Below are 26,458 nucleotides of genomic sequence, written 5' to 3'. Positions count from 1 at the left end.
AAGTGCCCGCGACCATTTTCGGTTCTTAGTTGCGGCGAGCTTCGTTCTGGCCTTCGGCCATTTGAGGTGGTCCGTTGTAATTGTCGCGGAAGACTTTCCAGTCGGACGGTGGTTCTTGATCGATGAAGCTTTGCAAGAAGAACTTCTGCAAGCTGGCCTGGATGGAGTTTCGTTTGACGTTTGTGAACTCGTAGTGGTCAAACTTCGGTTGTGTTTTTTCGTTGAAGTTGGGAGCGTACATGATCAACGCTTGCGGCAAGAACGTTTTGGCGTCCAATGCGATTTGCACAACCTTGTACTGAGCACGGTCTGCTTGGTGCTTCGGGTACGCAGCGATCAGGATCAGGCCTGGATTGTTCGACTGCATCGGTTGGACCCAGTATCGCTGTTTGATCTGTTGCGCATCCGCATTGAACACAAACGGTAGCGGGCTTTCGATGATGCGTTGTCCCTGCATGTTTGGCGGCAGCTGTTGGATCTTGCACTGCTTGGTCGCATGGTCGAACTCTTTCAGTTCGGTGCCGGTGCAAACCCAATGTTCGCCGAACAGGCCTGGTTTGGCCGAGTACTTGGGTTGTCCCTTTTCGTCCTTGCCGTCGTAGCTGACGACTGCTTTGACATGGAACAATCCTTTGTCGGGATTGGCGTATTTGATGACGCCTTCGGCTTTGTTGGCGTAGTCGCCCTTGGGTGCGGCGAAGAGATCATAGTGCCAGCGTTTGAAGTCGCACTCAAGTGTCTTGGTGCCTTTGCTTTGTTGTTCCCAGGCCGCCAGAATTTGATCGAGACGTTGTTGCTCGGCAGCACTGAGCGGTGCAAAGGGTGCCGCGTTTGCATTCGCGGGTGCGGCAGCTCGGCCTTGCGCAGCCACCGGTTGAGCGGTTGTGACCACAGAACCAGCCACGCCAACCAAAACCGTGAGGAACGCTGCACTTGTGGAGAACGGACGGCGAAACACCGAAAAATTCAAACGCATCATCCTTGACGCTCGTAACAAATAGGGAGGCGGACCAACGGGTCAATCGGATTGGCCGGTCAATTGAACGGGGACCGACTGGATCAGTGGAATCTGATTCGCCGAGCCTATCTGAATGAACCAAACGATCGAAAGGCCGAAAAACGGTGTTTTCGACCGCACTGCGAAGCCAAAACAAACTCTATGGAGGCAAATCGGGGGCCTGACTCCTCGAAATGAAGCTTTTCGGGGTGTTTCATTCGCCTAAGTTGCCTAAAATAGTATGCCCTGCCTTGGTGAATCCAACGTCAGTTTTCTGGCTCCCACCCCCACGGGTTCACATCCTTTCCTTCCTATTGAAAACATGCGACGCATTCCAAATTTGGTACGCGCCTCCGCCATCTGCTGCTCGGGAATTTTCACCCGCGTGGGAATGAGCTCTTGGATCGGTGCGGCCGCATCGTTCGCTTTGCTAGCTTGCATGGCTCAACCGACTTCGGCCGCCGAAAACAGCACGCTTGATACCGTGATCGCTGAAGATCCGATTCTCTCCGCGGGACTGAAGATCTATTCCAAGCAGTGCTTGGAATGTCACGGCGACAAAGGTGTCGGAACGGAAGACTACTACCCCGATGCATTGGTGGGTGATGGTTCCATCGGCGAGCTGACCGAAATCATCGTCGACACGATGCCAGAAGAAGATCCCGATCTCTGTGTTGGCGAAGACGCTGCTGCGGTGGCCGCTTACATCCATCATGCGTTCTACAGCGAAGCGGCGCAGATTCGGAATCGTCCGCCGCGTCAATCATTGCAACGCTTGACCGGGGCACAGTTCCGTCAAAGCCTGTCGGACTTGTATGCCAAGTTTGCCGGCTTGCAACAAACGACTTGGGAAAAGCACCAGTCGGAACATGGTTTGTCGGTCGAGATTTACACCGGCAAAGGTCGGAAAAAAGAGGACCGAAAGATCGAACGAGTTGACCCGGTCGTCGATTTTGAATTTGGCAAGGAAGGACCTGGTGAAGAAGTTCCTTGGGACGAGTTCCATGCTCACTGGGATGGTGGATTGCGCGTCGAGCAAACGGGTCGCTATGAAATCATTGTTCGCAGCAAGACTTCCTTCACCATGGATTTTGGTCACGACTCAAATCAGCTGATCGACAACCATGTTCAGTCGGAAGGTCGTGATGAGTTTCGCCGCACGCTGATGTTGACTGGCGGTCGCGTCTACCCACTGAAGATCGATTTCAATCAACGCAAACGAAAAGGTGAAACGCCGCCAGCGAGCATTTCGTTGTCGTGGGTCCCGCCTGGTGGAGTGGAGCAAATCATTCCCGCCTCGGCGTTGGTTCCAGGTTGGAATCCGCCGGCGTTTCAGATGTCCACCAGAATGCCGCCCGATGACAGCAGCTACGGATTTGAGCGTGGGATCTCTGTTGATGTTGCTTGGGACACCGCCGTCACGGATGCTTCGATCGAGTTTGCTAACTCGATGCGAGACCATTTGTGGCATGATTTTGCTCGCAAGAACCGAAAAGACAATCGCTCGCGAGAGGAGAAGCTGAAGGGATTTTTGCTCGACTTCGTCACCGTCGCTCACCGCGGAAGTGAAGAAGCGGTCCAGCCCGAACGCATCGTGGTTCCAGCCATGGAAGCTTTCGAGGACGAAACGGATATCATCAAATCAGTCGTGTTGATGACGCTGAAATCACCTCGTTTCTTGTACCCGAGTCTTGATGCCGATCGAACGGTTTCGCAACAAGCGGGCAATCGCTTGGCATTGGTTTTGCACGATTCTCTGCCATCCGAAAGTTGGATGCTGACGCAAATCAAAAAAGATCAGTTGAAGAACGAACGATCGATTCGGCAGGCTGCCGAGCGGATGCTCGATGACGCTCGTACCCGAGTGAAGCTGAAGCAAATGCTCTATCACTGGATGGAGCTTGGTCCCGAGGACGACCTTCGCAAAGACGATGAAAAGTATCCCGGTTTCAGCGAAGAGTTGATCGCGGATTTGCGGAGCTCGTTGGATCGATTCCTGGATGAAACGGTTTGGAGCGAAACCAGTGACTTCCGGCAATTGCTGGGGGCTGACTGGGCGTTCACGAACCAGCGTTTGACGGAATTCTACGGGGACGCTTGGAAACCAGCCGAAACCGATGGCGAGAAGGCGGATGACAAACGTGGATCAGACGAGTGGACACAGACCATTCGCGAACCGAACATTCATGTGGGTGTGCTGACACATCCGTTGGTGATGGCTCGATTGTCCTACCATGCGGCGACGTCGCCGATCCATCGCGGCGTGTTTCTGATTCGCCACGTGATGGGACGGACTCTGCGCCCACCCAACGAAGCGTTCTCGCCGCTCAGTCCCGACTTGCATCCCGATTTGACGACTCGCGAACGTGTCGCATTGCAGACAAGTCCCGAGAGTTGCCAAATTTGTCACTCGCGAATCAACCCGTTGGGCTTCGCGCTCGAGCATTTTGATGCGGTGGGCAGATTCCGGGACAAGGACATGAACAAGAAAGTCAACGCGGCTGGCAGTTATCTGACTCGCGATGACGAACGAATCAATTTCGAAGGGGCTCGTGGATTGGCCGAAGTGGCCATCGCGAATCCGGACACGCATCGAGCCTTTGTGACTCGGATGTTCCAGTACTTTGTGAAGCAACCGGTGGCCTCTTATGGCGCCCATCGCTTAGATGAATTGACGGAATCATTTCGGCAATCGGATTTCAACATCAAGAAGTTGTTGGTCGACATTGCCGTGATTGCGGCGAGTGACGTGTTGCCTGAGTCAGAGTCGAAGAAGAACCAACCCAAGAACAACCAAACGGCGGGAGCTTGAAATGAATATGGAACCCATCGCGCAGCGTAAACCATCGAAACGTCTTTCACGTCGTCGGTTCTTGAAACGCACCGGTATCAGTGCTGCGGCGTTGAACTTCACGATGAACCTGCCCAGCTTGGCTTTGGCGGCCGATGCCACGCCGCGTCAGCGATTGATCATCGTCTTCAGCCCCAACGGCGTGATCCCGGATCACTTTTGGCCAAAGGGTGACGAAGAGAAGTTGGAATTCAAGCGGATCTTGAAACCACTCGAACCGTTCGCGGACCAAACGCTGACGATCAAGGGTTTGTGTAATCAAATCCAAGGTGACGGCGACGGGCACATGCGCGGCATGGGTTGCTTGCTGACCGGCATCGAGTTGTTCCCCGGTGACATCCAAGGCGGCAGCGACACGCCCGCGGGATGGTCGATGGGTATCAGCATTGACCAATTTCTCAAGAATCAACTGCAAGCGGATCCATCGACGCGAACACGATTTGGTTCGTTGGAATTCGGTGTGATGGTTCCCGATCGAGCCGACACTTGGACTCGCATGTCTTACGCGGGAGCCAACCAGCCGGTCGCTCCGATCGACGATCCTTACAAGATGTTCGACAAACTCTACGGCCAAGCCAAGAACCGTGAGTTGCTGGCGAGTGTCTTGGACGATTTGACTGACGACTTCAAGAAAATCGAGTCGATGGTCAGCATGGAAGATCGGCACTTGTTGCAGCAGCACGTCGAGTTGGTTCGCAAGGTCGAAAAGGACCTGAAGATCGAACTGGAAGCCAGCACCAAGTCGGTCGGCCACGCGGTTCCTGAATTGACGCCCAACGTCGAAGTCCAAAACGACAACATGCCCGAGATCACTCGGATGCAAATGGAGTTGTTGGTCAGTTCGATGGCGGCCGATTTCGCTCGCGTGGCAACGTTCCAAATCACCAACAGTGTTGGCCAGCCTCGCATGCGTTGGTTGGACATCGACGAAGGACACCACGGACTGTCGCACGAGCCCGATTCGAACGAAGACGCATACGAGAAGCTGATTCGAATCAACACTTGGTACTGCGAACAAATCGCTCACTTGGCCAAACGTTTGCAGGACACACCCGAGCCCGGTGGCAGCGGATCGATGCTGGACAACACCACCATCATCTGGACCAATGAGCTTGGCAAAGGCAACTCGCACACCCGAAACGACATCCCGTTTGTATGTGTCGGTGGTGGCTTGGGACTGCGAACCGGTCGAGCCAAGGACTACGGCAAGGTTTCTCACAACCGATTCTTGCTGACGATTGCCGAGCAGATGGGTTTCGCTCAAAAAACGTTCGGAAACCCCGACTTCTGCGGCGATGGTTCGCTGTCCGGACTCGTGTGATTTCGAGATCCTTCGCGATGCAGGGAAAGCAATTGCGGTGGTGTGGACTGGATCGACTGGTAGAGTTTCAGCGATCCAGTAGCCTTCCTTCGCACCGTTTGCTTCCATGAGATTTTCGCGTGACATTTGATCTGACGTTCGACAATCGATTCACGCGAGATTTGCCCGCGGACGCGGAGCCGCGAAATTTCACTCGCCAAGTCCACCAGGCGGGTTTTTCGCGAGTGCAACCGACGCCGGTGTCGGCTCCGAAATGGGTGGCCGGGTCCAAAGAAGTCGCGGACCTGATTGGTTTGGACCCCAAGTGGTTGGGATCGTCTGAGCTGACCGAGGTGTTGGCCGGTAACGCTCTGACCGATGGCATGGATCCCTTTGCGATGTGCTACGGCGGTCATCAGTTTGGAAACTGGGCCGGGCAACTGGGTGACGGACGTGCGATCAATCTTGGCGAAGTGGTCACCGCGGATGAGAAGCACTGGACGTTGCAGCTCAAGGGTGCCGGGCTGACGCCGTACTCTCGGACCGCCGATGGTTTGGCGGTTCTGCGATCGAGCGTTCGTGAGTTTCTTTGCAGCGAAGCGATGCACCACTTGGGCGTTCCGACCACGCGCGCTCTCAGTTTGGTGCTGACCGGTGAGAAGGTGCTTCGCGACATGTTCTACGACGGGCACCCCGAACATGAACTGGGTGCTGTGGTGTGCCGAGTCGCACCGTCGTTCATCCGGTTTGGCAACTTTGAGATCTTCGCGTCGCGGGAAGACACTGAAACGTTGCAAACGTTGGTGGAACACACGATTCGATCGGAGTTCCCGCACTTGCTCTCCGGGGATGGGCCAGATACTGAGATTGGCCCCGACGTGATTGCGGCGATGTTCGAAGAGGTCTGCCGGACGACCGCGGAGATGGTGGTGCACTGGATGCGAGTCGGTTTTGTCCATGGTGTCATGAACACCGACAATATGTCGATTCTTGGGCTGACGATTGACTACGGACCGTACGGTTGGCTGGAGGATTACGATCCCGACTGGACACCGAACACCACCGACGCGCAAGGTCGAAGGTATCGTTACGCGCATCAGCCTCAGATCGCCCAGTGGAACTTGGTGGCTTTGGCCAACGCTTTGGTTCCATTGGTCAAGGAAGCGGAACCGCTGCAGCGTGGGATCGCGGTTTACGTCGAGGAGTTCCAAAAGAGTTGGCACTCGATGATGGCTGGCAAGCTGGGGCTGTCGAAGTACGAAAGTGAAACCGATGACGAGTTGGTCGACTCGTTGTTGACGTTGTTGCAGTTGGCTGAAACCGACATGACGATTTTCTATCGCCGGTTGGCGGACATTGAACTTGGGACGCGAGAGCAACCGGTCGCTTTGGAACTGGCGGTTGTGCTAAATCATCTTTCGGAGGCTCACTACGTTGCCGATGAGGTCACGGAAGAATACAAGCAGGCGTTGATGGATTGGATGCGTTCCTATCAATCGCGTGTTTTGGCGGACGACGGTTTTCCTGCCGACGATTCGCAGCGGCGGCAGCGCATGAACGTGGTGAATCCGAAGTACGTTTTGCGGAACTACTTGGCTCAGTTGGCAATCGATGCGTGCGACAAAGGCGATGACTCGATGGTGTCTGAGTTGCTGGATGTGCTTCGACGTCCGTACGACGATCAGCCCGGCAAAGAACGTTTTGCTGAAAAGCGACCGGAGTGGGCGCGTCACCGTCCGGGTTGTTCGATGTTGTCGTGCAGTTCATAACCTATCTTCGGATTGGTTCGAGCCGCGCACATCGATGGACATACACTTCTCATGCGAATTCTGTTAACGAATGATGATGGCGTTCATGCCCCGGGTTTGGCGGCACTTCGTCAGCAACTGCGTCACTTGGGCGAAGTCATCACGGTTGCTCCGGCAACGGAACAAAGTGGCGTCGGTCATTCGATCACTTATTTGACGCCTTTGGTTCCAAAATCCATCCACCGCGATGGCGTTCATTGGGCGTGGGCGGTCGAAGGTTCGCCGGCTGATTGTGTGAAGCTTTCGCTCGCGGAATTGTTTGTTGACGAGCCGATCGATTTGGTTGTCAGCGGCATCAACAATGGGCTGAACGCGGGCATCAATGTGCTGTACTCCGGCACGGTCGCGGCTGCGATCGAAGGAGCTTTCTTTGGCGTGACCAGCGTCGCCGTGTCGTTGGAGAATTCCGACGACAACGACTTCGATGCGGCTGCGGTGATTGCTCGAAACGTCATTGGCGAAATCGTTCGTCATGATGAGTCTCGAGGTGGGTTGTTCAATTTGAATGTTCCCACGGCTGCAACGGAATCGGCGAGCGAAGTGAAGGTCGTGCCGATGGGATTGGCGCAGTACGGACGACGCTATGAAAAGCGTCAGGATCCTGGTGGACGTGATTACTATTGGGCGTTGTGGACACAACCCGACAAGCCACCGGCGGAAATGAGCGATGTGACCCAGCTTCGAGAGGGGTGTGTGACGTTAACCCCCCTTCATTTCAACTTGACTCGAGATGAACTTCTCGACGAGATGAAGGAGTGGGATTTGCGTCCGTGATTCCACTCAATTCGATTTGCGCGTCTCGATTTGAATTGGCTGGCTCGTAGAATGTTTTCGCGAGGCGGGACGAATGAGACCGGAACGCAGCTTTTCTATTTGAGCCGGATGCATGCAGAAGTCTTCCCGACGCCTTCGCGTTGAAAACCTAGAACATCGACGACTGTTGGCCGCTGATTCGATGATCGGTCCCCAGTACCCGGATGCTTGGGGCGCGGTTGCGTTGGACTCCGCGATGGCGGCGGCGGAGGACGTTTCCACGCAAGATGTTTCGGGACGAGAAGCGGAGGGCGAAAGTGTCCTCAAAGTCCGGCTGGATTTTTCGTTGGACAGCAGCAATTTCTTCACGACTCGTTACCCGCAAGCCAAAGCGGCGATGCAGGAGGCGGTGGACGAAGTCGTGGCCCGGTTCAACGACACATTGGCCGCGGTCAATCCGCCGAGCCGTTCGCAAATTCAATGGCAGCCCGCGGTTTTGGATCCACGCACGGGCGGTCTGACGGCGTTGCCCACATCGTTTCGGGCCGCGGCCAATGAGATTGTCGTCTACGTTCGCGGCAACAACCTGACCGGGTTGACTCGTGGTTTGGGCGGCTACAACACATTTGGCGTCGGTTACAACTGCCCCGATCAAGCTTGTGTCAATGAAGCCAACGCGTTCATCAGCAATTTGACGACTCGAGGTGAGACGGGTGCGGGCGCCTCCACACCCAGTGATTTCGCACCGGTGGTGGGTGCGATCACGATTGATACGCGAAGCGAAGTGGATTGGAACTTCGGAGCGGTTGATACTGGCGAACCAGGCCAGTCGGACTTCCGCGCGGTGGTGGCTCACGAGTTTGCTCATGTCTTGGGATTTGGAACCGCACCATCGTTCACTCGTTATGTTTCCGGCGGTCGTTTTTCTGGACCCCAAGCCAACGCGGTCTTTCCCGGCTCGGCAAACATTCCGCTCAACGGCACCAGTCACTTGGCGGACTCGGTTCTCGACGTGGTGCCCACCACGATGACGGCTCGCTTTGATGGGACACTCAGCGAACTCGATTTCGCGATTTTGGATGACATCGGTTGGGAGCTTACACCGGACACCAGGCCGACCGTTCAGATCACAACACTCGAACAAACGGTTCCTGAATCCGAGGGGACTGTGGTGCTCAGTGCGACTCTATCGGCGACACCTTCGCAGAACATTTCAGTCCCGGTGGTGATTTCGGGGACGGCGTCGGTGAATTCCGACTACACGGTCACGCCCGCCACATTCAACTTCGCATCTGGCCAGCGCACGGCAACGATGACCGTGAATGTTGTCGACAATGCAGTCAACGAAGGTCTCGAATCATTGACGGTTCGTTTGGTGGATTCGAGTGTCGCCAAGCTGGGAGCGGAGGCGGAAGCACTGGTCGTCATTTTGGACGACGATGGATCCCCGGTCGGACAAACGCAGCTGAACCAGCCAGAATTCAGTAGCACCGCGATCACAGTTCCTGGGAACAACCAGCCAGTTGCGTATTTGTTTCGTGCTTCTGCGAACACGACATTGCGAGTGACCAAGGTCGGAGCAACAGCACCATTGGAAGCGTTCTTCGTGCTCAACGAAGATCTCGAACCGATCGGTCAATACGACGGTGCCGGCGATTTGTCCGTGACTTTGTCCGCCAACCAGAACTACGTGTTGCGATTCGAAGCTCGGTCGGCAGCCGCGCAATATCAAATTGCATCGACCGCCGGTTTTCAGGTCATCAACAACGACAGCCCCACCAACGTTTTGCAACCATCGGACGTGACGGGGGATGGCGAAGTTTCGGCCTTGGACGCATTGCGAGTGATCAATGCGTTGAATGCGGCCGATGCATCCGAGATCAACGTTAATAACGAAGTGTTGGAAGAAGGGAATTACTACGACGTTACCGGAGATGGGACGGTGACATCCCTCGACGCTCTGCGAGTCATCAACACGTTGTCCGGTCCAACTTCCGCGAATTCTGAGACTGGTGTCGCCAGTGCATCGGCCGCCGCGTTTGCGGCGGACGAGACGAGTGCAGACGAGACCGACTCGGAAGGTTCGAGTGAGAGTGGATTTGTTCCTGCCGTGGTGTCAGTCCTTCTGGATGATCACGATCACGACGATGAGCTGTCGCATGATGACACTCATCACGAAGAAGAAACCGAATCTTCATCCAGTGTTCTCGCACCATCCTTGGTTGACTCGGTCTTCGTCGAATACGGAGCAAGTTGCTTAGCTTGAGCCGCGGTTTCGAGCTGTTGTGGATGCGTTAGACTCACGCCGACGGCTCGCTGGATCTTCTTTGGATCGAAATCCGCTTCATCCAATTCGGAGAGCCAATTCCGTTACAAGCCAAGGTATTTGCGATGCAAGTCAAAGATGCGATCCGATCAACGATGAATTTGAGTGACATGGTCTTTCGAGGCTATCTCGGTGACCTCGAAGATTCGGACCTGATGCGTCGTCCCGGAACAGGTTGCAATCACTTGGCTTGGCAAATCGGCCACTTGGTGGTCGCAGAAGTGATGATGCTGGGCGGGATGTTTCCGGAGTTCAAAACGGAATTGCCCGAAGGCTTTGAAGAAACCCACCACAAAGACAACGTGGATTGTGAAGACCCATCAAAGTTCAACACGCTGGCTGAATACTTGGAACTGATGACCAAGGTTCGTGCGAACACGTTGGCGGCACTCGAAGCGATGGATGAATCCAAACTCGATGATCCAGCTCCTGAGCAGATGCGAGCTTTCTGCCCAACCGTCGGCGACATGATGATTCTGATCGGGACTCACCCAATGATGCACGCCGGACAAGTCGTCCCTGTTCGCCGAGAATGTGGCAAACCCGTGATGTTCTGAGTGCTGGTTCGAACGCTACGACAACTCAGCAGGAAGTCATCCAGGCACAAAAAAGCCGGAGCAGCTTGATGGCTGCTCCGGCTGAATCAGGTAGCCCATCGCTTATCGGACTGTTGATTTAATGAGCCGTACCGCGTTAGCGGCGGTTGATCAGACGCCAACCGGGGCTAATACCCATCGGCTAATTGTTGTCATTCGATATACGATTAAATCAACAGGCTGTTATGCGAAGGACGCGGTTTGGACGGACGTTCTACTTCTTCTTGCGAGGTTTTTTGGGGTCCAGGTTCTGATCCAATTGCTCCTCGCTGACGGTGGATTCAATTCCATTTTCAGGAATATTTCCCTTCGCAGTCCAAACCAACGCGTTGAGCACGACTTTGCGATAGTCGTCGATGCCCCAGTTGTCGTGAAAGTGCCCGCCGGTGAATCCGAATCCGCGACCGCCATCGGAACGTTCGACCACCCACATCATTGCCTCAGCGCGACCCGCCGATGCTTGGATGTGATCGTAAGGGCCTCGTGGGTAAACGTAGGGGCCATCACGAACATCGTCGGATGGTTTGGCCAATAAGATTGGCTGGAATTGAACGCCGTCGATTTCCTTGGCTTGGTTGCCAGCCATTCCTGACAAGAATCGCATGTTGAAGTACCACTCGTCATTGGCTTGGAACGGTTGGACACCGCTGGTGACGGGGTGATCGGGGAAGACCGCGAAAGTGGGTTCCCAGATTGGGTTGCATGAGAATTGATTTTCGTAGTGACCGCCGATCCATCGCGTCATTTCCTCACCGGCTTGATCGGCGACGACTTCCACGCCGTAGTGCATGAATCCGAGGCCAACTCCGTTCTCGACCCATTCGTCGATCATCTTCAGGCGACGACCGTCCTCTTGGACGATTTCGTGGCGACCGCCTCCGTCCATGTAAAACACGACTGCGTTCGCGTTCTCGAAGATGGCCTCGTCTTTGGGCCATCCGTTGAGGACCACTTCGACGTCCAAGTCCTCAACATCCTTGAGCGAATCAGCCAGCAGTTGCACGCCCGCGTTGAACTCGTGCATTCGAGGCGGGTGGGAAGGTTTGCCGGCGACCAAAACAAGCTTTTGAGTTTCTGCTTGGCTGGTTTGGGGAACAATCGCTGCGGTGATGAACAGCAAAAACAGGGCGGGGACGAGATGTAAACGGCAGAGGTTCAAGGTGTTCACTCGGAGTGCGGGAGGGTCGGAAGGTGGGAACCCTCAGTATAACTCACTGTCCGATTCAGCGTTCCGGGTTTCGGATCGGGGCAGTTGCTTGTTCTGGGCGAAAAGGCCCGGCTGATCAGAGCATCATGCCTGCGATGGCTCCGGTCATGCAGCACGCCAGCAATCCACCGAACATTGCTCGCAGACCCAGAGAAGCGAGGTCGGACTTTCGTTCCGGGGCTAGCCCACCGATGCCGCCGACCTGGATACCGATCGCTGCGAAATTGCTGAATCCTGCCAGGGCATACGTCAACACCGTCGCGGTGCGGGCGCTGATCGTTGGCTCCTCCGACTGAACGATCTGGCCGAGTTGTTGATAAGCAATGAATTCATTGGCGACGGTTTTGAGCCCAATCAGTTCGCCCGCCGCTCGACATTCCGAGGCTGGAATGCCCAGCAACCAAGCCAGTGGCCAGCATGCGTATCCCAGGATCACACCGAGGGTAACTCGGGGTTCATCGTTCGAGTTGACCCAACCAAACGTCGTGCACATGCCGCCGAGTAGGAGATCAATCAGGGCGATGAGAGCGAGGAAGGCGATCAACATCGCGCCCACATTGAGTGCCAGTTTCAATCCATCGCTGGCACCTTCGACCGCGGCTCCGATGACATTCACATGCGTTCGCTCGATCTTCAGCGTCATCGCATCGTCGTCAGGATTCTGTTTGTCGCCCGAACGCTCGGCATCTGGTTCTACGGGCGTGTCCGGAACCATGACTTTCGCGATCAAGAGTGCCGCTGGGGCGCTAATGATCGACGCGGTCAGAAGGTGGCTGATGTCCACGCCCATTTTCGCGTACGCACCCAGCAAGCCTCCCGTCACGGTGGCGAATCCACCAGTCATCATCGCGCACAGTTCACTGCGGCTCATCTTGGACAGGTAGGGACGGACGACCAAGGGAGCCTCGGTGTGACCGACGAAGACGTTTGCCGCCGCGGCCAATGTTTCGGGGCCGCTGGTTTTCAGTGAGAACTTCATCACCCAGGCCATCACCCAGACGATGCGTTGCATCACACCGAGGTGATACAGCACGCTCATCAGGGAGGAAAAGAAGATCACCGTCGGCAACACTCCAAACGCGAAAGTTGCCAGCAGTGAATCACTCAAGGGATTGTCCGGCCCGGTCGAAAACAGAAAGCCAGAACCCGCGTCGACGGTGCTCATCAGCGTTTGAAAACCATCGCCGATGTGTTTGAATGTTTGACGTCCCAAATCCGTTTGTAAAACCAACACGGCGAGCGTGAATTGCAGCAGCAGCCCACCAATCACGATCCTCCAGGGAAACCGACGACGATCGGTGCTGATTGACCATGCCATCGCCACGAACACGACGATGCCCAGGACGCACACCATTCGTGGAAAGATCTCGTTCAACTGTGACACCTGGCTCAGATACGTGGTCTGCGATCAACATCGCCCGTGATAAACTTCGTCGTCGATCATATCATCCAGAATGACGGTCCTCGGATGCGAAAGATTCAGAGTCCCGCCCGATCACTCCCCATCTCATGCGAAGTTGATGAGCAACTACGACGAAGTCCCTTATCCTGATTTCATTCACCCGGCGACTCATCCGGGCAACATGGCCGCGATTGCTCGGTTGCACGGTGTGAATGCACCTCCACCTGAATCATGTCGTGTTCTCGAACTCGCGTGTGGTCCTGGCGGCAATCTGATTTCGTTGGCAAGTCTCTTGCCCCTTAGCCAGTTTGAAGGGATCGATTTGTCGGCGGGTCACGTAAAAACTGGCAACACGATGATCGGGAAGCTCGGTCTCACCAACATCCAGCTGCATCACGGCAGGATCGAAGACTGGATGACGGAAGCCGAAAGTGATGAGGACCGATTCGATTACATCATCGCGCACGGCGTGTATTCCTGGGTGCCTGAAGAAGCCAGGCAGGCGATCCTGGCGATTTGCCAAACGCGGTTGTCTGCCAACGGCGTCGCGCTGATTAGCTACAACACCTATCCGGGATGGCATCAGCGTCAAATGGCTCGTGACATCATGCGATATCACGCCGAAGGCATCGAGGATCCGCAAACGCGACTGCGACATGGCAAAGCCTTGCTCAGTTCGGTTGCCCAAAACGTACCGCAAGGGTCCGCGTACCGCGTGGCTTTGGAGGAAGAGCTGAAAGCATTGGAGCAAGCCAACGAGGCGTATATCTATCACGAGCAATTCGAAGACACCAACCGGCCTCGCTACTTTCACGAATTCGCGGCCGAAGCCGGCACACACTGTTTGCAAACCATCGCCGAAGCGGACTGGGGCGATTCGACCTACGAACAAGTTCGTCCCGACGTTGCGTCCGCGCTCGCGTCGCTGCCGAAAATCCGACGCGCACAGACTTTGGACTTCTTTCGGAGACGAACGTTTCGGCAGACCTTGCTTTGTCATCAATCGGTTGCCGTTAGCGAGCAATTGCAGGCTTCTGCGATGGAGTCGATGCACTTTGTGACGTCATCAAATCTGCAGGGAGATCAGATCACCGGTTCGAATGGATTGAGCGGGACGGTTGATCATCCCGCGACTCAACAAGCGATTCAGCACCTGGTCAGTCAGTACCCGACATCGATGAGTTTCGAGGAACTTTGCTCGGTCGGCGAATCTCAAGAGCCTGTCGCGCTCGCAACTTTGAAAGCCGATTTGTTCAATCTTGTATGCGTGGGATTGGTGTCCGTTAGTGCGTCACCGACTGAGGCTTGCCGCGAAGTCTCCTCGCACCCGCGCGCAACGGATCTTTCGCGAGAACAAGTGTTGCTTGGCGACACGGTCACAAATCTTCGACACCAGCCCATTCGCCTGGATGACACAACAACGCACCTGATCCGGTGCTGCGATGGGGAAACGGACCATGCGAATTTGATCGAGAGCATGATCGCTTACGCGACGGCCAACGGTGGCTTGGTGGACGGCGACCAAGTCGTTACCGGAGAGGAAAACCTACGTCCGTTGGTGAATGCCAAGATGGCGTCGAACTTGCAACGACTCGCGGCGATGGCTTTGTTGGTCGGATGAAACCAGCGAGTGATCTCGCCTGCCTGCGCAACGGACTCTTCGTGTTCCTGCCGACCGATTCAGTTGACGGGAGTGGTCGTTGCGGGGGCGACTGGCGAAACCGTTCGATCAAGCGAAGGGCGATAGAAGATTGCCACGGGCAAGAACAACACTGCCATCGCGCCGAACACGGTGCTTCGTGGCAGATCGGCGGAGGTCAGAATCGTGTTGAGGATTTGATACAGCACGCCTGACATTACGATCGCGAAAAAGTTGGCTTGGTTCATGACCGCAATCATGCGGCCTTTGAGTTCCTCGGGCGGACGGGCTTGCAGGAACACCTGAATCGGAATCGCGAAAAATGCGGCCGAGGCACCCAGCAGCATCAGCACGGGGATCGAACCGCCAAAGCCGAGCAAGTGTTGTCCGCCGGGCATCGAAATCGCGAGCACGGCGCAGAAGGCAACGACACCCCACATGCCAATTTGAATGACGACCCGGTCGGACAGTTTGCGGCTCAGGGCACCGGCCGCGGCGCCACCGGCGGCGATTCCGACGCTGATGAGGGACACCATCAAGCTGGTCTTTGTGTCAGAAATTTCGAGCTGGGTTTTGCCGAGCGAGTTGACGGCTTGGATGGTCAGGCCGGCGATCAACCAAAACACGCAGGACGCCAACAGGGCGATCAACAGCGGCGTGTCGGTTTTCAGCAGCGTTCGCATCGCTTTTGGGATCGCCAAATATTCCGCTTTGAGTTTCAACGTCGGATCGGCGGCGGGCAGTCGAATGATCAGGAGACTGGTGATTGTTCCCACGATGGCGATTCCGACGCACACCAGCGATCCGATCCACAAACCCGAGGCGGCTTGCATTTGTGGGACTCCCGCCGGCACGATCGAATCCTTCAGTGGACCGGCGACCGCGGTGCCGATGATGATCGCGATAAATGTGGTCATCAGAACCAAACCGTTGCCGCGGTTGAGTTGGTTGCCTGACAGCATCTCCGGCATGATGCCGTATTTGCCGGGGCCAAAGAACGTGCTTTGCAGGCCCATCAAGAACAGCACGATCCAAAGTCCCGCGAATCCGATCATGGGCGTGGCCAGGAACGCGAGCAGTCCGAGTCCCATGACCGCGATTTCGGCGACTTTGCTGGTCACGATGATCGTGCGCTTGCTGTACCGATCCGCGAGGTATCCGGCCAAACCGCCAAAGACAACGAACGGCAAGCCGAACACCACCGTGGCGATCCCTTGCAAGTCACCTCCGCCGGCGGGTTTTGCCGCCGGTCCATCCGTCAGCTCGCCGGCGACTTCGACCGCAGCGGCTCCTTCGATCACAGTCCCATCCGCGACGGTTGCCGCGACCGCGGTGGGGATGGCGAGCAACAGCAGCAACTGTTTGAACAGGTTGTCGTTGAAGGCACCGAAGAACTGGGTCGCGATGAAACCGATGAATGAAGGATGGCTGAGCGAATCGATTGGGCCGTCGTTCGTCGTTTGGACGCCGGGATCCACGTCGGTTGGCGTTGTCGCTTCACCGACGGCGTACGGGTTGTCGGTGGAGGACGATGCGGTGGGAGAATCTGACATGGAGATTCAGTTACAGTGGAAAGCGAGTTGAGCGGAGGCGATGCGTTCGAGCTTTGTCGCAGGGAAGATGGACTGCATCTACCGAGCAAGGTGCCCGTTGGGTGCCGGGCCGTTCGCTCATTCTTCGAGGTTTGTCCGTTGACTTCCAGATGAATCCGATCGGGAGCCACCGAAAGGGAGCGATGATTCGAGACGCAAGGTTACCATCATGCCGATGACACCGGGTTACCACACAGGCGGGTTGCTGCTGCACGACCCGATCTCGGCGATCGAACCTTTGGCGTCGATGGGTTATCGCTGCGTCGCGGTTCGCCCGAGGCGGGGAATCCTTTCCTGGGAACAAGGTCCAGCGGGTGATTGGCGGTTGCCGAATCCGACCAGCGGAACGGAAGCGGATTCGTGGGATCGCTTTCTCGATGAGGCCCGTTTGCATCGTTGTCAGGTCGTGATTGACACCGAATCACCGTTTGTGCTGGACCGCGAAAAAGCGGCGATGCCGTCGCTGGCGGATCCAGATGAAGATTTGGTTCAGGCCACGATCGATTGGTGCGAGCACTGGATTCGGATGGCCGAGCGGCGACCGGGAACGATGTTGACGCTGGGATCAGGAGTTTGGCCGCGAGACGAGTTTTCGCCGGGATTGAGCGAATCAGACCTGGAGCGATTGGCCGCACGGCTGGAATCGCTGGTTTCGTACGCGGAGAAACGGGGCGTTCCGATTGCACTTCGGCCAGCGACGGGCCAGGCGATCTCCAGCGTCGCTGAGTTTGAGCGGATGTGTCAGTGGTTGTCCCCCAGCGTTGATCTGGGGCTGGCGGCCGATTTGGGAGAAATGGTTTCGGCGGGCGAGATGCCGCTGGGGGCTCGTTTGCAGCGGAACGCTGAGCGACTGAAGCTGGTGTATTTGTGCGATCATCGATGGCCGGGCCAGCCACCTCGCGATTTGCCGCTGGGAACCGTCGGGCGTGATGACACACCGATCGGCACGGGCGAGCTGACGCTGCGCCGGGTCACCGAGACGCTGGGGAAGATGGGGTTCACCGGCCCCGTGATCGCTCGTGTCGAAGGGCACTGCGAACAAGGCCTGCGAATTCCGCGTCTAGGAATGCAGCACTTGCTGCATTGCCGATGGTGGCGTCAGGCGTGCGAGCGGGCGTGAAACGGTTTCGTGAAACCTGAAAGCCCCGTTTTTTGCGACAATTGCAAGTGGACCGGCCAACCGGGACACTCCTATGATCAAAGAGCACCGGCAAGGACTCTTCTCAGGGTTCACGCTGGTGTCGAACTTCCAAGTCCGCACTTATGAACGAAGTCTCGGTTGTGACAGATGTGATTGCAAAGCCGGCCGTGCAGGCTGGCATTGCTCTAGTGGTTCTAGCCATCTTGATTGCACTCGCATTTTGGGTGTTGGCAAGGTTGCGCGACTACAACACTGAAGACCAGCTAGACACCCCAGAAGGGTTCGTAAACCTGGAAGAAATGCGTCGCAAAGGTGACATAAGCGAAGAGGAATTCCGAACTATACAAGCAGCGACGCGGTCAACTTCCGCTTCGACAACTCATCCTCCGGTTCCCACAGCCTCCCAGGCCGATTCCGGTCTCGATGCTTCCCCTTCTCCTCGTCTCGACGAAGAGAGTGAGAATGAATCGCGAACCTGAACGAATAAGGTTCCGGAGAAACGGTGAGTCGCCGAAATCGACCGATCCCGTCGCTAACCAATGAACCGTCGATGGTTCGCCCTCCCAATTCTCGGGCATACCAATCATCGACAAACGATGAAACCCATTACCAAACCACGAGTGGCTCGAGCTTCGAGGACAAGGATGTTCCTTCGGCGCGGGTTGATTCGGATGCAAATCCGGGTCGCTAGGTGTTGAAAAGCATTCGAGTCGTGGCCGATCCGTTCGATGTGTCGAGTTCTTTTGCGAGAACGAGCCTTCAATGTTCGGTGGATGCGAGGAATCGCGTACAATAAAGCGTGAACGCCGAATTCGGTGTTGGCGCTCGATTGCCCGCGAAAACCTCATTGATCGTCATCCACCGACACCGAGGGACGAGCCCGCAATATTGGACTCATAAAAGTAAGGAGTCGTGTATGCCCACCAAGGAAACTTCGAACTCTCGCCGCGGCAGCGCAGCGACGAAGAAGAATGCGTTTTGCAGCTTCTGTCGTAAGAGTTATCGTGACGTCGGTCCCCTCGTCGAAGGCCCCGGAGACGTTTACATCTGTGCCGAGTGCATTGACCTGTGTCAATCCATTCTGGACCAGGAACAACGTCGTCGCGGTCCGTCCAAGTCACTGTTCAGCGATATCCCGTCGCCGCGGTCGATCGTCGAGCACCTGGACAACTATGTCATCGGTCAAGGCTCAGCCAAACGCGTTTTGGCGGTGGCGGTTCACAACCACTACAAGCGGCTCAGCAATGGTGCCGACGGCAGCAACGGCGAAGTCGAGATCGAGAAGAGCAACATCCTGTTGGCCGGGCCAACGGGTAGCGGCAAAACATTGCTGGCTCGCTCACTCGCTCGCATGCTGAATGTGCCGTTTGCAATTGGTGACGCGACCACGTTGACGGAAGCCGGTTACGTTGGCGAAGACGTCGAGAATCTGTTACTCAAATTGTTGCACGCAGCCGACTTCGATGTCGAAGCCGCTCAGCGTGGGATTTTGTACATCGACGAAGTGGACAAGATCGGCAGCACGAACGGCAATGTCTCGATCACTCGTGACGTGTCGGGCGAAGGCGTTCAGCAAAGCTTGCTGAAAATGCTGGAAGGCACCGTTGCCAATGTTCCACCGCAAGGCGGACGCAAGCATCCCGAGCAACAGTACATCCAGTTGGACACGAGCAACATTCTGTTCATCTGCGGCGGAACGTTCGTCGGAATTGAAGAGATCATTCGCCGTCGTCTCGGCCATCGCACGCTCGGATTTGGCGAAGGTGCCAACGTCCGCAACGAGCAAACTCCGGGCGAATTGGTCGCTCAAGTCCAAACCGAGGACATCCTGAAGTTCGGTTTGATTCCTGAGCTCGTTGGTCGGATGCCGGTCATCAGTTACCTGCAGCCGCTCGACTTGGAAGGTCTGGTTCAAGTTCTGACCGAACCAAAGAACTCATTGGTCAAGCAGTACCAAGCGTTGTTTGCGATGGAAAATTGCGAACTTGAGTTCACCGAAGAAGCCTTGCATGCGATCGCGAAGAAAGCGGTCGACAAGGGCGTCGGGGCTCGTGGTTTGCGAGGCATCATGGAAGACGTGATGCTGGACATCATGTACGACCTTCCGGAACAAGAAGACGGCAAGGTCTACACGATCGACGAAGCGATTGTGACCGGCAAACAAGACTTGTTCCAAATGCCAACGACCAAGAGTGCCTGAGCTCTTCGAATCCCCGATGAAACGAATCCTTTCGTTGAAATCTGACTCGCAACGCCAAACCCGCCTGTTTCAGGTTGGTTTGGCGTTTGCCGTTCGGTGTGCGTTGATCTTCGCAACCCTGGTGCTGTCATCGTCAGCGGACCCAGGTTCCGTTTTCGCGAAACAACCGCTCGCGAAACAACCGCTCGCGAAAGCCGCCTGGGGAATCGACTCGGGTGTCGTTCGCTTGCCGCCTGGTTTGGTCGCTCGGTCGATGCAACGTGATCGCTTCAACCAGCTGTTGTTTCTGGGCACGCCCAAGCTGACACATGGCGACGTGAGCGATGTGACGGAAATGGTTCGTCAGAACAGCAGTCTGTTTGGTTTGGCGATCATGGCAACCGTCGTCCAAGAAGACGGCGAGTTCCAGCTTCGCGAGGTCGGACTGGGGCATTCCTATTTGATTGGCAAACGACCGACGATCGTCAATTCAGAGAAAGCCAAATCGCTTGGGGCGGACCTGGGGATGATCGCCAGTCGCGTGTTGGCGAAGAATGAAGCGATGATGGATCCGCCAATCGTTGTGATTCAAACCACCTCGTTGATCGTCTTCGATGTCACTGCGCTGATGTCAATCAACGGTCAACATGTCGACCGTCGGATGCGGCATTTGATTTGGACCCATCCGAAGACGGGGCGAACGGCAATGGCGGTTTGGTTGCTGAACGAAGAAATCACGCCACCGGGTGCAAAACAGTGGGCGATTGAGTCCGCGATGCCGATTCATCTGATTCCGGCCGACACGGTCGAGGATCGTGCGATTCATGTTGAAGGCGATGAAATCTCCTGGACGATACCCAGTGACCGGGCGTTCGCACTGCAGCGATTGCCTGGCAAGACGCAGGTTTCCTGGACTCCCGCTTTGCGAGAGCATTTGGGAAATCGAACGTTTGACAATGCGTCGCTGGGTGGAATGCTGGAAGTGATCAACGATGCGATTGCCAAAGCGACTGGATCGGCGACGCAAAACAGGTAGTTTTGGCCTTGCAGGCAGGCCGGAAATCGGCATACTGCCGTGCTTCGAAAAATTGCTCCGCCAGGAATCCCGCGCCCCGTGTTCGGAATCGCACTTCTCAAAGTGCTGTTTTTGATTCAACGATGATGGCTGCGAACACGATTTCAAAGCGGTTTTCCCCTTCCATATCCACTTTCATTGCCCAGGTCGGTCCCCGTTATGACGGACGTCATTCAAGTCACCAAACGTGAATCCACCGGCACGGCCGCCACTCGCCGTCTGCGTCGCGACGGTCATGTCCCCGCAGTCTTGTACGGTCACGGCGAAGCCAACGAACACTTGGCGGTTCCTTCGGCACAAGTCAAAGGTCTGCTGCGTCACCACAGCAAAACCGTTCAATTGGCTGGCGATGTCGATGAGACCGCTTTGGTCAGCGACATGCAGTGGGATCCCTTGGGCATCGAAGTCCTTCACATGGACCTGATTCGGGTCAACCTGAAGGAAAAGGTCGAATTGGGCGTGCCGATCGTGCTTCACGGCGAAGCGGTTGGCGTTCGCGAAGGCGGCATGTTGCTCGAAAACGTACACGAAGTTGAGATTCGTTGTTCAGCTGGCTCGATTCCGGACCATTTGGTTCTGGAAGTCGCCGAACTCGGTGTTGGCGAGCACAAGACCGCCGGCGACCTGACGCTTCCCGAAGGCGTTGAATTGGTCACCGACGGCGACGTCGTGATCGCACACATCGAAGCTCAACGCGACGAAGAAATCGCCGAAGCTGGCGACGCCTTGGCGGAACCTGAGGTGATCAGCAAAGGCTCCGGCGAAGCAGAAGAGTGAAGTTAGTCGTCGGCTTGGGTAACCCTGGTCGCAAGTACGACCAAACCCGCCACAACATTGGATTCATGGTCGCCGACGCCCTGGTGCGTCGGTATGTCGGTTCTCCCCCGACGACCAAATTTGAGGGAGAGATCAGCGAGTGTCGCATCGAAAACGAAAAGGTTTTGGTGCTTTGCCCGCACACTTACATGAACGCCAGTGGGCAAAGTGTCCGCAAGGCAATGGATTTTTACAAACTTTCCCCGGAAGACATCCTCGTCATTTGTGATGACTTGAACCTCGAAACCGGTCGCGTTCGATTGCGACGATCTGGTTCCGCAGGTGGTCAAAAAGGCCTGGTTGACATCATTCGTCACCTCGGCAGCGAACAATGGGCGAGACTAAAGATCGGAATTGGACGTCCGCCAGCGAAATGGCAGGTGTCCGATTATGTTTTGGGCAAGTTTGACAAAACCGAATTAGAAGAAATGGAACATGCCGTCGTGCATTCCTGTGACGCCACCGCTTGCTGGGTGGCCAATGGAGTGACGGAAGCCATGAACCGTTACAATGCCGCCAGCGGCGCTTAGTCAATTTATTTCCCGTTCCCGCACCTCCCGCGATCTTTCCCGTGGCAAAAGTCAACACTTACGAAACGCTGTTCATCCTCGATAGCAACCACTACGCACGCGATCCCGGTGGCGTCGCCAAACAGCTCGAAGAGCTGATCGCCGAGAACGGTGGTGAAGTGCAAGTCAGCCGGATGTGGATGGAGCAAAAGCTCGCCTATCCAATCGAGAAGCACCAAAAGGGCACCTACTACCTGATTTACTTCAGCATGGAAGGCCCCAACTTGACCACGCTCGCTCGTGCGTTCGCATTGTCGGAGCCCGTCATTCGTGAGCTGACGATCAAGTTGGACCCACGTTTGGTCGAGCCAATTTTGGCCAACGCTCGCGGCGAACACTTCGCCGGACCAACCGGTGAAGAAGGTGCCGCTGAAGAGTCATCCGAAAACTCCGGCGAAGCGGTTGCTGAAACCGCGGATGCTTGATTTTGATTGATTCGAATTCTCGGAGGACTTAACCATGGCAAGTTTTAACCGCGTGATGTTGATGGGCAATTTGACCCGCGACATTGAACTGCGTTACTTGCCCAGTGGGATGGCCGTCGCGGAGTTTTCGATCGCAGTCAACGAAAAACGCAAAGCGTCCGATGGACAGTGGGTCGAAGATGTCTCGTTCTTCGAAATCACGCTTTTTGGACGCACCGCAGAAGTTGCCAGTGAATACCTTTCCAAAGGTTCACCGATCTTCGTCGAAGGCCGTCTGAAACAGGACACGTGGGAAAAAGACGGTCAGAAGCGTTCCAAGGTCAAAGTGATCGGCGAACGCATGCAAATGATCGGCGGCCGAGGTGAATCCGGTGGCGGTGGTGGAGGCGGAAGACCCGCTGCTTCACGACCGAATTCCGGTGGGGCTCCTGCCGAGTCGCAACGTTCCAACTACGTCAATTCCAATACTCCTTCCTCGCATGATTCACAACCGACCGGAGACGGCCCTGGTTACGACGAACCGGACATTCCGTTCTAGCATCCAGCCCGCCAAGTGACGTTTTCGATCACCTCCGATCATCCCGAATCAGAACCCTTTATCCTTCGACCCTGAACCATGTCAAAATCAGCGACTAGCCACTTCAAGCGGCTTCCAAAAGGCCAGAATGGCGGTATCGAACTGCTGTTGATCCACAACGTTGAACACCTCGGACGCCAAGGCGACTTGGTCGAAGTCAAAGCCGGTTACGCGTTGAACTACTTGTTGCCACAAGGTTTGGCAACGATCGCAACCGACCACCACAAACGGATGGTCGAGAAGCACCGTGAAAAATTGCGTGCGATCGAATTGGAAAAGCTGAAAAGCTACCGCGAGCAAGCCGACGAATTGGCCAAGCAGTCGATCACGATCGAAGCCAACGCCAACGACGAAGGTCACTTGTACGGCAGCGTTGGACCTCACGAGATCGTCGACGCTCTCAAGGCCAGTGGCATCACCTTGGCTCAAGACCAAATCCGTTTGGAAGGTCCTTTGAAAGAGTTGGGTCTGTACACGGTGAAGATTCACCTGCACAGTGAAGTCGATGCCAGCCTGAAGGTTTGGGTCGTGCCAACGGTTGCGGCAGAAGGCGGCGAACCAGGCGCCAGCTGATCTGGACTGCGATATTTTTGGCGTTGCAATCCGCGACGCAAAACGCCAGAAGAGATAGAAGCAACCGTGCACCGATGTTCGACTTTCGTGTCGAATGCTTGCACGGATTGCACTGAGACACGACCAGGCCTTGAGTCTGGTTGCCACGGGGCTGTGGCGGAACTGGCAGACGCGCTAGATTTAGGATCTAGTTCCTTCGGGAGTGCAGGTTCGATTCCTGTCAGCCCTATCGAATAAACGTCGTTTTTTGCGGCGTTTCCACAAAGGCGGGTTACCTTCGGGTTACCTGCCTTTTTGTTTTTGGCTCGCTGCATTAACTCGATTCCTTCTCGGTTAGAGCGGTCCATTGCATCCACCGGACGGACTATCTCTCGCAAGTCCGGGCCTGCGAACCGCACGGGTCAACGTTCAAAGTCCTGGGAGGACCCAAGGCGGGCCCCCAACTCCGCACGCCTCGGGTCAAACATCCTGTTCGTCCCTCCCGGTGATCAAGTACTGGACCACCGATAGCGTGCGGTAGCGACGATGCCCCGAATCCGTGCGGCGAATCTCGAGCGTCCCGTCGTCTGCCATGCGTTTGAGCGATGACTCTGAGACTCCCGAATAGCGAACCACCTCTTTGGCTCCGCGGTGTCGTTCCGAAAGGAACTCGATGTCGTCGGGTTCCAGCTTGTCCCGGTGGTCATCGATAAACTGCTCGGTGCTCGACTTGGACGGCGTATCGGATGCCTTCCCGCTCAACTCGATTTCTTTCTCGATGATCGCCAAACGAGCTCGCCAATCAATCAACGCCTTTTCGGCCTCGGCTGTTCGCTCGATGGCTTCCCGGTAGCGGTCAAGAGCTTCAAGACTCATCGGTTCCGTCCCATGCTTCAAGTGCAAGCCGAAACTCGTATCCCGAAACGAGCGACTTCGCGCCGATCCGCTTCACGGGGCAACCGATCTGCTCGCAAGCGTTTTCGCATGACCTCGCTTGCTTGTATCCGAGAATGACCGCCAACGCCTTGGTGGTATAAACCCGGTTGTCGTCGATGATGCCATCATGGTTGGTCGATGTCATTTGGTTTTGTCCTTTGTTCGATCGCATTCGGGGCACTTGCCGCGGCTCATCGCTGCGGAACACTTGGGGCACGGGGTCGCAACAAACTTTCCGCCAACGGATCGCTTCTGTTGTTTCCGCTTGATGCTTTCTCCACGGTCTTGATGGGTCGCGGACACTCGCATGACCATGTCGTTCAAAACTTGGCCGTGATAAACGAGAGTCGCCCCCATGCGAACGCCCACCACGTTGTTGGATGCCAACTCGGCTTCTGCATCAATTCGGCTTCGATACCCGCAAAGGTTTTGCACCTCCGCGATTGAGTACGTTTCGAAATTCGAAAACATCATGGTTGTGTTCCTCCGATGGCCAACGACTCGGCGAGCTCCGCTCGCTTCCGATCAAACGCTCTGGTCCCACGGTTGCTTGATGGGATCCGTTGGAACAATCCGCGATTTTGCGTGCGGGCATGGGAGTGATTTGCCGCGTCTTGTCTTTGGCGTCCCGTGTGGCTCGCTGTCGCACGCTCTCGGTTCTGTGGCTCATTAATCGCGTTCGGTGCTGAACCGCTGCGAGCGTTGACGGTGTGAGACGGTTTTTCGCTCCGCTCCCGGTCCAGTTCATCGAGACGCACGGCGGCGGCTTTTTCCGCATCGGTGGCGAAGCGATCCAGGCCAGCCGCGGCCAACTTGCGGAACGTCAGCCCCTCGATGATGAACTCGGCAACGCCACGGGACAGCCCATCACGCCGGACGGATTCGCGGAGCTCGTTGGCGTCACGCTTGGCGGGTCCATCGATTCGATCGGCGGCACGCTGGGCGGCTTCGTGCTCATCGAACGGCGGCGGGGTCTTGCCGGTTAACCAGTTGGCAAGCTGCCCTGGCTCCCATCGCTGGGCCTCACGGTTGCCTCCGGCCTCGATGAACAATTCGCGAACGTACCCGGTCGACCAACCAGACTGGCGACCGGCATCCACTGCGACCGCGGCGGATTTCAATCCCCATCGAAACATCTCGTCCACCACCTCCGCCCATTGATCGGGGCGATTGGTGGGGGCGAATGAATCTGCGATTGATGGGGCGTTTCCCATGGCTTCTGGCCAAGACGGTCTTGGCTCTGTGCCAAGTGTGGCATGGCATGGTGCCAAGTCTGACTTGGCGTCTGGCCAAGTCTGTGTTGGCATGGTGCCATCACCGTCTTGGCATCCTGCAACGCACTGAAAAACGGCCGTCCAGTTGATGCGGTGATGATTCGACGAATACGGGTTGGGCCGCTCGATGGTGATCAGGTCCATCGACGTGAGCACCGCCACCGCTCGGGATACGGTTGCGACGCTGCAACCAACTTCCTCGGCAATGGTCGCTTGGCTCGCAAAGCAACCTTCCTGCCCCGCTCGATCGTCGATGACACGCAAAACCGTTTTGCAGATCGCGCCCGATACAGTTCGGCCTCGATGCTTGGCGGATTCAATCTTGATCTTCCGCAACGCGGCAAGCTGTTCACCTCTGGTTTGCTGTTCAATCATTCTTCCACCCTCGCAATCACGGGGCGGTCGAACACGTAGTCGCGGACCAATTCGAAAGACTTCGTGCG

Annotated in this window: 23 protein-coding genes and 1 tRNA gene; 16 read left to right on the top strand and 8 right to left on the bottom strand. The window is 56.1% G+C overall.

The genetic code is table 11. From position 1 onward, the window contains the following. Positions 1 to 25: 25 nt before the first annotated feature. Complete coding sequence (locus CEE69_RS25175; protein WP_099263363.1) at positions 26 to 979, bottom strand: TIGR03009 domain-containing protein; 954 nt, start codon at positions 977 to 979, stop codon at positions 26 to 28. Positions 980 to 1,388: 409 nt separating this feature from the next. On the opposite strand from CEE69_RS25175, the gene CEE69_RS25170 reads away from it, so the two are divergent. The 6 genes from CEE69_RS25170 (at position 1,389) to CEE69_RS25145 (ending at position 10,592) form a co-directional block, all read left to right on the top strand. Continuing rightward, complete coding sequence (locus CEE69_RS25170) at positions 1,389 to 3,809, top strand: PA14 domain-containing protein (RefSeq protein WP_233215620.1); 2,421 nt, start codon at positions 1,389 to 1,391, stop codon at positions 3,807 to 3,809. A 7-nt stretch (positions 3,810 to 3,816) separates the two neighbouring features. Beyond that, positions 3,817 to 5,169, top strand: a complete 1,353-nt coding sequence (locus CEE69_RS25165; RefSeq protein ID WP_099263412.1) for a DUF1552 domain-containing protein — start codon at positions 3,817 to 3,819, stop codon at positions 5,167 to 5,169. A 119-nt stretch (positions 5,170 to 5,288) separates the two neighbouring features. Then, entirely contained in the window at positions 5,289 to 6,917 is a 1,629-nt protein-coding gene (locus CEE69_RS25160; RefSeq protein ID WP_099263362.1) for a protein adenylyltransferase SelO, read from the top strand. A gap of 51 nt (positions 6,918 to 6,968) precedes the next feature. Further along, on the top strand, positions 6,969 to 7,730 hold the full coding sequence (gene surE, locus CEE69_RS25155) for a 5'/3'-nucleotidase SurE (protein ID WP_199169941.1): 762 nt from the start codon (positions 6,969 to 6,971) through the stop codon (positions 7,728 to 7,730). Between the two features lie 112 nt (positions 7,731 to 7,842). Then, a complete protein-coding gene (locus CEE69_RS25150; RefSeq protein WP_099263360.1) occupies positions 7,843 to 9,975 on the top strand; it encodes a dockerin type I domain-containing protein in 2,133 nt (710 codons plus the stop codon). 125 nt (positions 9,976 to 10,100) lie between these two features. Further along, entirely contained in the window at positions 10,101 to 10,592 is a 492-nt protein-coding gene (locus tag CEE69_RS25145) for a DinB family protein (protein ID WP_099263359.1), read from the top strand. A 253-nt stretch (positions 10,593 to 10,845) separates the two neighbouring features. On the opposite strand, the gene CEE69_RS25135 is transcribed toward CEE69_RS25145, so the two are convergent. Both CEE69_RS25135 and CEE69_RS25130 read right to left on the bottom strand, forming a co-directional pair. Beyond that, positions 10,846 to 11,799 (bottom strand): ThuA domain-containing protein, encoded by a 954-nt coding sequence (locus CEE69_RS25135; RefSeq protein WP_099263358.1) that lies wholly within the window; start codon positions 11,797 to 11,799, stop codon positions 10,846 to 10,848. Between the two features lie 115 nt (positions 11,800 to 11,914). Continuing rightward, positions 11,915 to 13,222 carry a NupC/NupG family nucleoside CNT transporter gene (locus tag CEE69_RS25130; RefSeq protein ID WP_099263357.1) on the bottom strand — a complete coding sequence of 436 codons (1,308 nt, stop codon included), beginning with the start codon at positions 13,220 to 13,222 and terminating at the stop codon, positions 11,915 to 11,917. A gap of 136 nt (positions 13,223 to 13,358) precedes the next feature. On the opposite strand from CEE69_RS25130, the gene CEE69_RS25125 reads away from it, so the two are divergent. Next, positions 13,359 to 14,861 carry a methyltransferase regulatory domain-containing protein gene (locus tag CEE69_RS25125; protein ID WP_233215619.1) on the top strand — a complete coding sequence of 501 codons (1,503 nt, stop codon included), beginning with the start codon at positions 13,359 to 13,361 and terminating at the stop codon, positions 14,859 to 14,861. A gap of 59 nt (positions 14,862 to 14,920) precedes the next feature. Here the strand turns inward: CEE69_RS25125 and CEE69_RS25120 are convergent, their stop codons facing one another. Beyond that, complete coding sequence (locus CEE69_RS25120) at positions 14,921 to 16,432, bottom strand: MFS transporter (protein ID WP_099263355.1); 1,512 nt, start codon at positions 16,430 to 16,432, stop codon at positions 14,921 to 14,923. A gap of 208 nt (positions 16,433 to 16,640) precedes the next feature. Here CEE69_RS25120 and CEE69_RS25115 point away from each other — a divergent pair, with 208 nt between their 5' ends. The 9 genes from CEE69_RS25115 to CEE69_RS25065 all read left to right on the top strand — a co-directional run bounded on the left by CEE69_RS25115 (position 16,641) and on the right by CEE69_RS25065 (position 24,055). Further along, positions 16,641 to 17,591 (top strand): sugar phosphate isomerase/epimerase family protein, encoded by a 951-nt coding sequence (locus CEE69_RS25115; RefSeq protein WP_099263354.1) that lies wholly within the window; start codon positions 16,641 to 16,643, stop codon positions 17,589 to 17,591. 937 nt (positions 17,592 to 18,528) lie between these two features. Next, the gene (gene clpX / locus CEE69_RS25100; protein ID WP_099263411.1) at positions 18,529 to 19,812 is read left to right on the top strand and encodes an ATP-dependent Clp protease ATP-binding subunit ClpX; all 1,284 of its coding nucleotides are present in this window, start codon (positions 18,529 to 18,531) and stop codon (positions 19,810 to 19,812) included. Positions 19,813 to 19,828: 16 nt separating this feature from the next. Then, positions 19,829 to 20,827, top strand: coding sequence for a pyruvate kinase (locus CEE69_RS25095; protein WP_099263351.1), 999 nt, complete (start codon positions 19,829 to 19,831; stop codon positions 20,825 to 20,827). Positions 20,828 to 21,025: 198 nt separating this feature from the next. Beyond that, on the top strand, positions 21,026 to 21,643 hold the full coding sequence (locus tag CEE69_RS25090) for a 50S ribosomal protein L25 (protein WP_099263350.1): 618 nt from the start codon (positions 21,026 to 21,028) through the stop codon (positions 21,641 to 21,643). Then, positions 21,640 to 22,212, top strand: a complete 573-nt coding sequence (gene pth / locus CEE69_RS25085) for an aminoacyl-tRNA hydrolase (protein WP_099263349.1) — start codon at positions 21,640 to 21,642, stop codon at positions 22,210 to 22,212. Before CEE69_RS25090 ends, pth begins: the two co-directional genes overlap by 4 nt. Before the next feature lie 41 nt (positions 22,213 to 22,253). After that, positions 22,254 to 22,676 (top strand): 30S ribosomal protein S6, encoded by a 423-nt coding sequence (rpsF, locus tag CEE69_RS25080; RefSeq protein ID WP_099263348.1) that lies wholly within the window; start codon positions 22,254 to 22,256, stop codon positions 22,674 to 22,676. Positions 22,677 to 22,710: 34 nt separating this feature from the next. Then, positions 22,711 to 23,214: a single-stranded DNA-binding protein gene (locus CEE69_RS25075; RefSeq protein ID WP_007324823.1), complete on the top strand. Its 504-nt coding sequence runs from the start codon at positions 22,711 to 22,713 to the stop codon at positions 23,212 to 23,214. A gap of 78 nt (positions 23,215 to 23,292) precedes the next feature. Continuing rightward, entirely contained in the window at positions 23,293 to 23,826 is a 534-nt protein-coding gene (gene rplI, locus CEE69_RS25070; RefSeq protein WP_011122533.1) for a 50S ribosomal protein L9, read from the top strand. Between the two features lie 147 nt (positions 23,827 to 23,973). After that, a tRNA-Leu gene (locus CEE69_RS25065) sits at positions 23,974 to 24,055 on the top strand. 230 nt (positions 24,056 to 24,285) lie between these two features. Here the strand turns inward: CEE69_RS25065 and CEE69_RS25060 are convergent. From CEE69_RS25060 to CEE69_RS25045, 4 genes are all read right to left on the bottom strand, one after another. Then, a complete protein-coding gene (locus CEE69_RS25060; RefSeq protein WP_099263347.1) occupies positions 24,286 to 24,681 on the bottom strand; it encodes a hypothetical protein in 396 nt (131 codons plus the stop codon). Further along, positions 24,671 to 24,886, bottom strand: coding sequence for a hypothetical protein (locus CEE69_RS25055; RefSeq protein ID WP_099263346.1), 216 nt, complete (start codon positions 24,884 to 24,886; stop codon positions 24,671 to 24,673). Before CEE69_RS25055 ends, CEE69_RS25060 begins: the two co-directional genes overlap by 11 nt. After that, the gene (locus tag CEE69_RS25050; RefSeq protein WP_099263345.1) at positions 24,883 to 25,215 is read right to left on the bottom strand and encodes a hypothetical protein; all 333 of its coding nucleotides are present in this window, start codon (positions 25,213 to 25,215) and stop codon (positions 24,883 to 24,885) included. Before CEE69_RS25050 ends, CEE69_RS25055 begins: the two co-directional genes overlap by 4 nt. After that, positions 25,212 to 26,458, bottom strand: a 1,247-nt coding sequence (locus CEE69_RS25045) for a helix-turn-helix domain-containing protein (protein ID WP_233215618.1), incomplete at its 5' end; no start/stop codon positions are given. The genes CEE69_RS25045 and CEE69_RS25050, both read right to left, overlap by 4 nt.

Origin of the sequence: Rhodopirellula bahusiensis, assembly GCF_002727185.1 — a bacterium.
GTDB lineage: Bacteria > Planctomycetota > Planctomycetia > Pirellulales > Pirellulaceae > Rhodopirellula > Rhodopirellula bahusiensis.
This window is presented reverse-complemented; position numbering and strand designations above follow the sequence as displayed.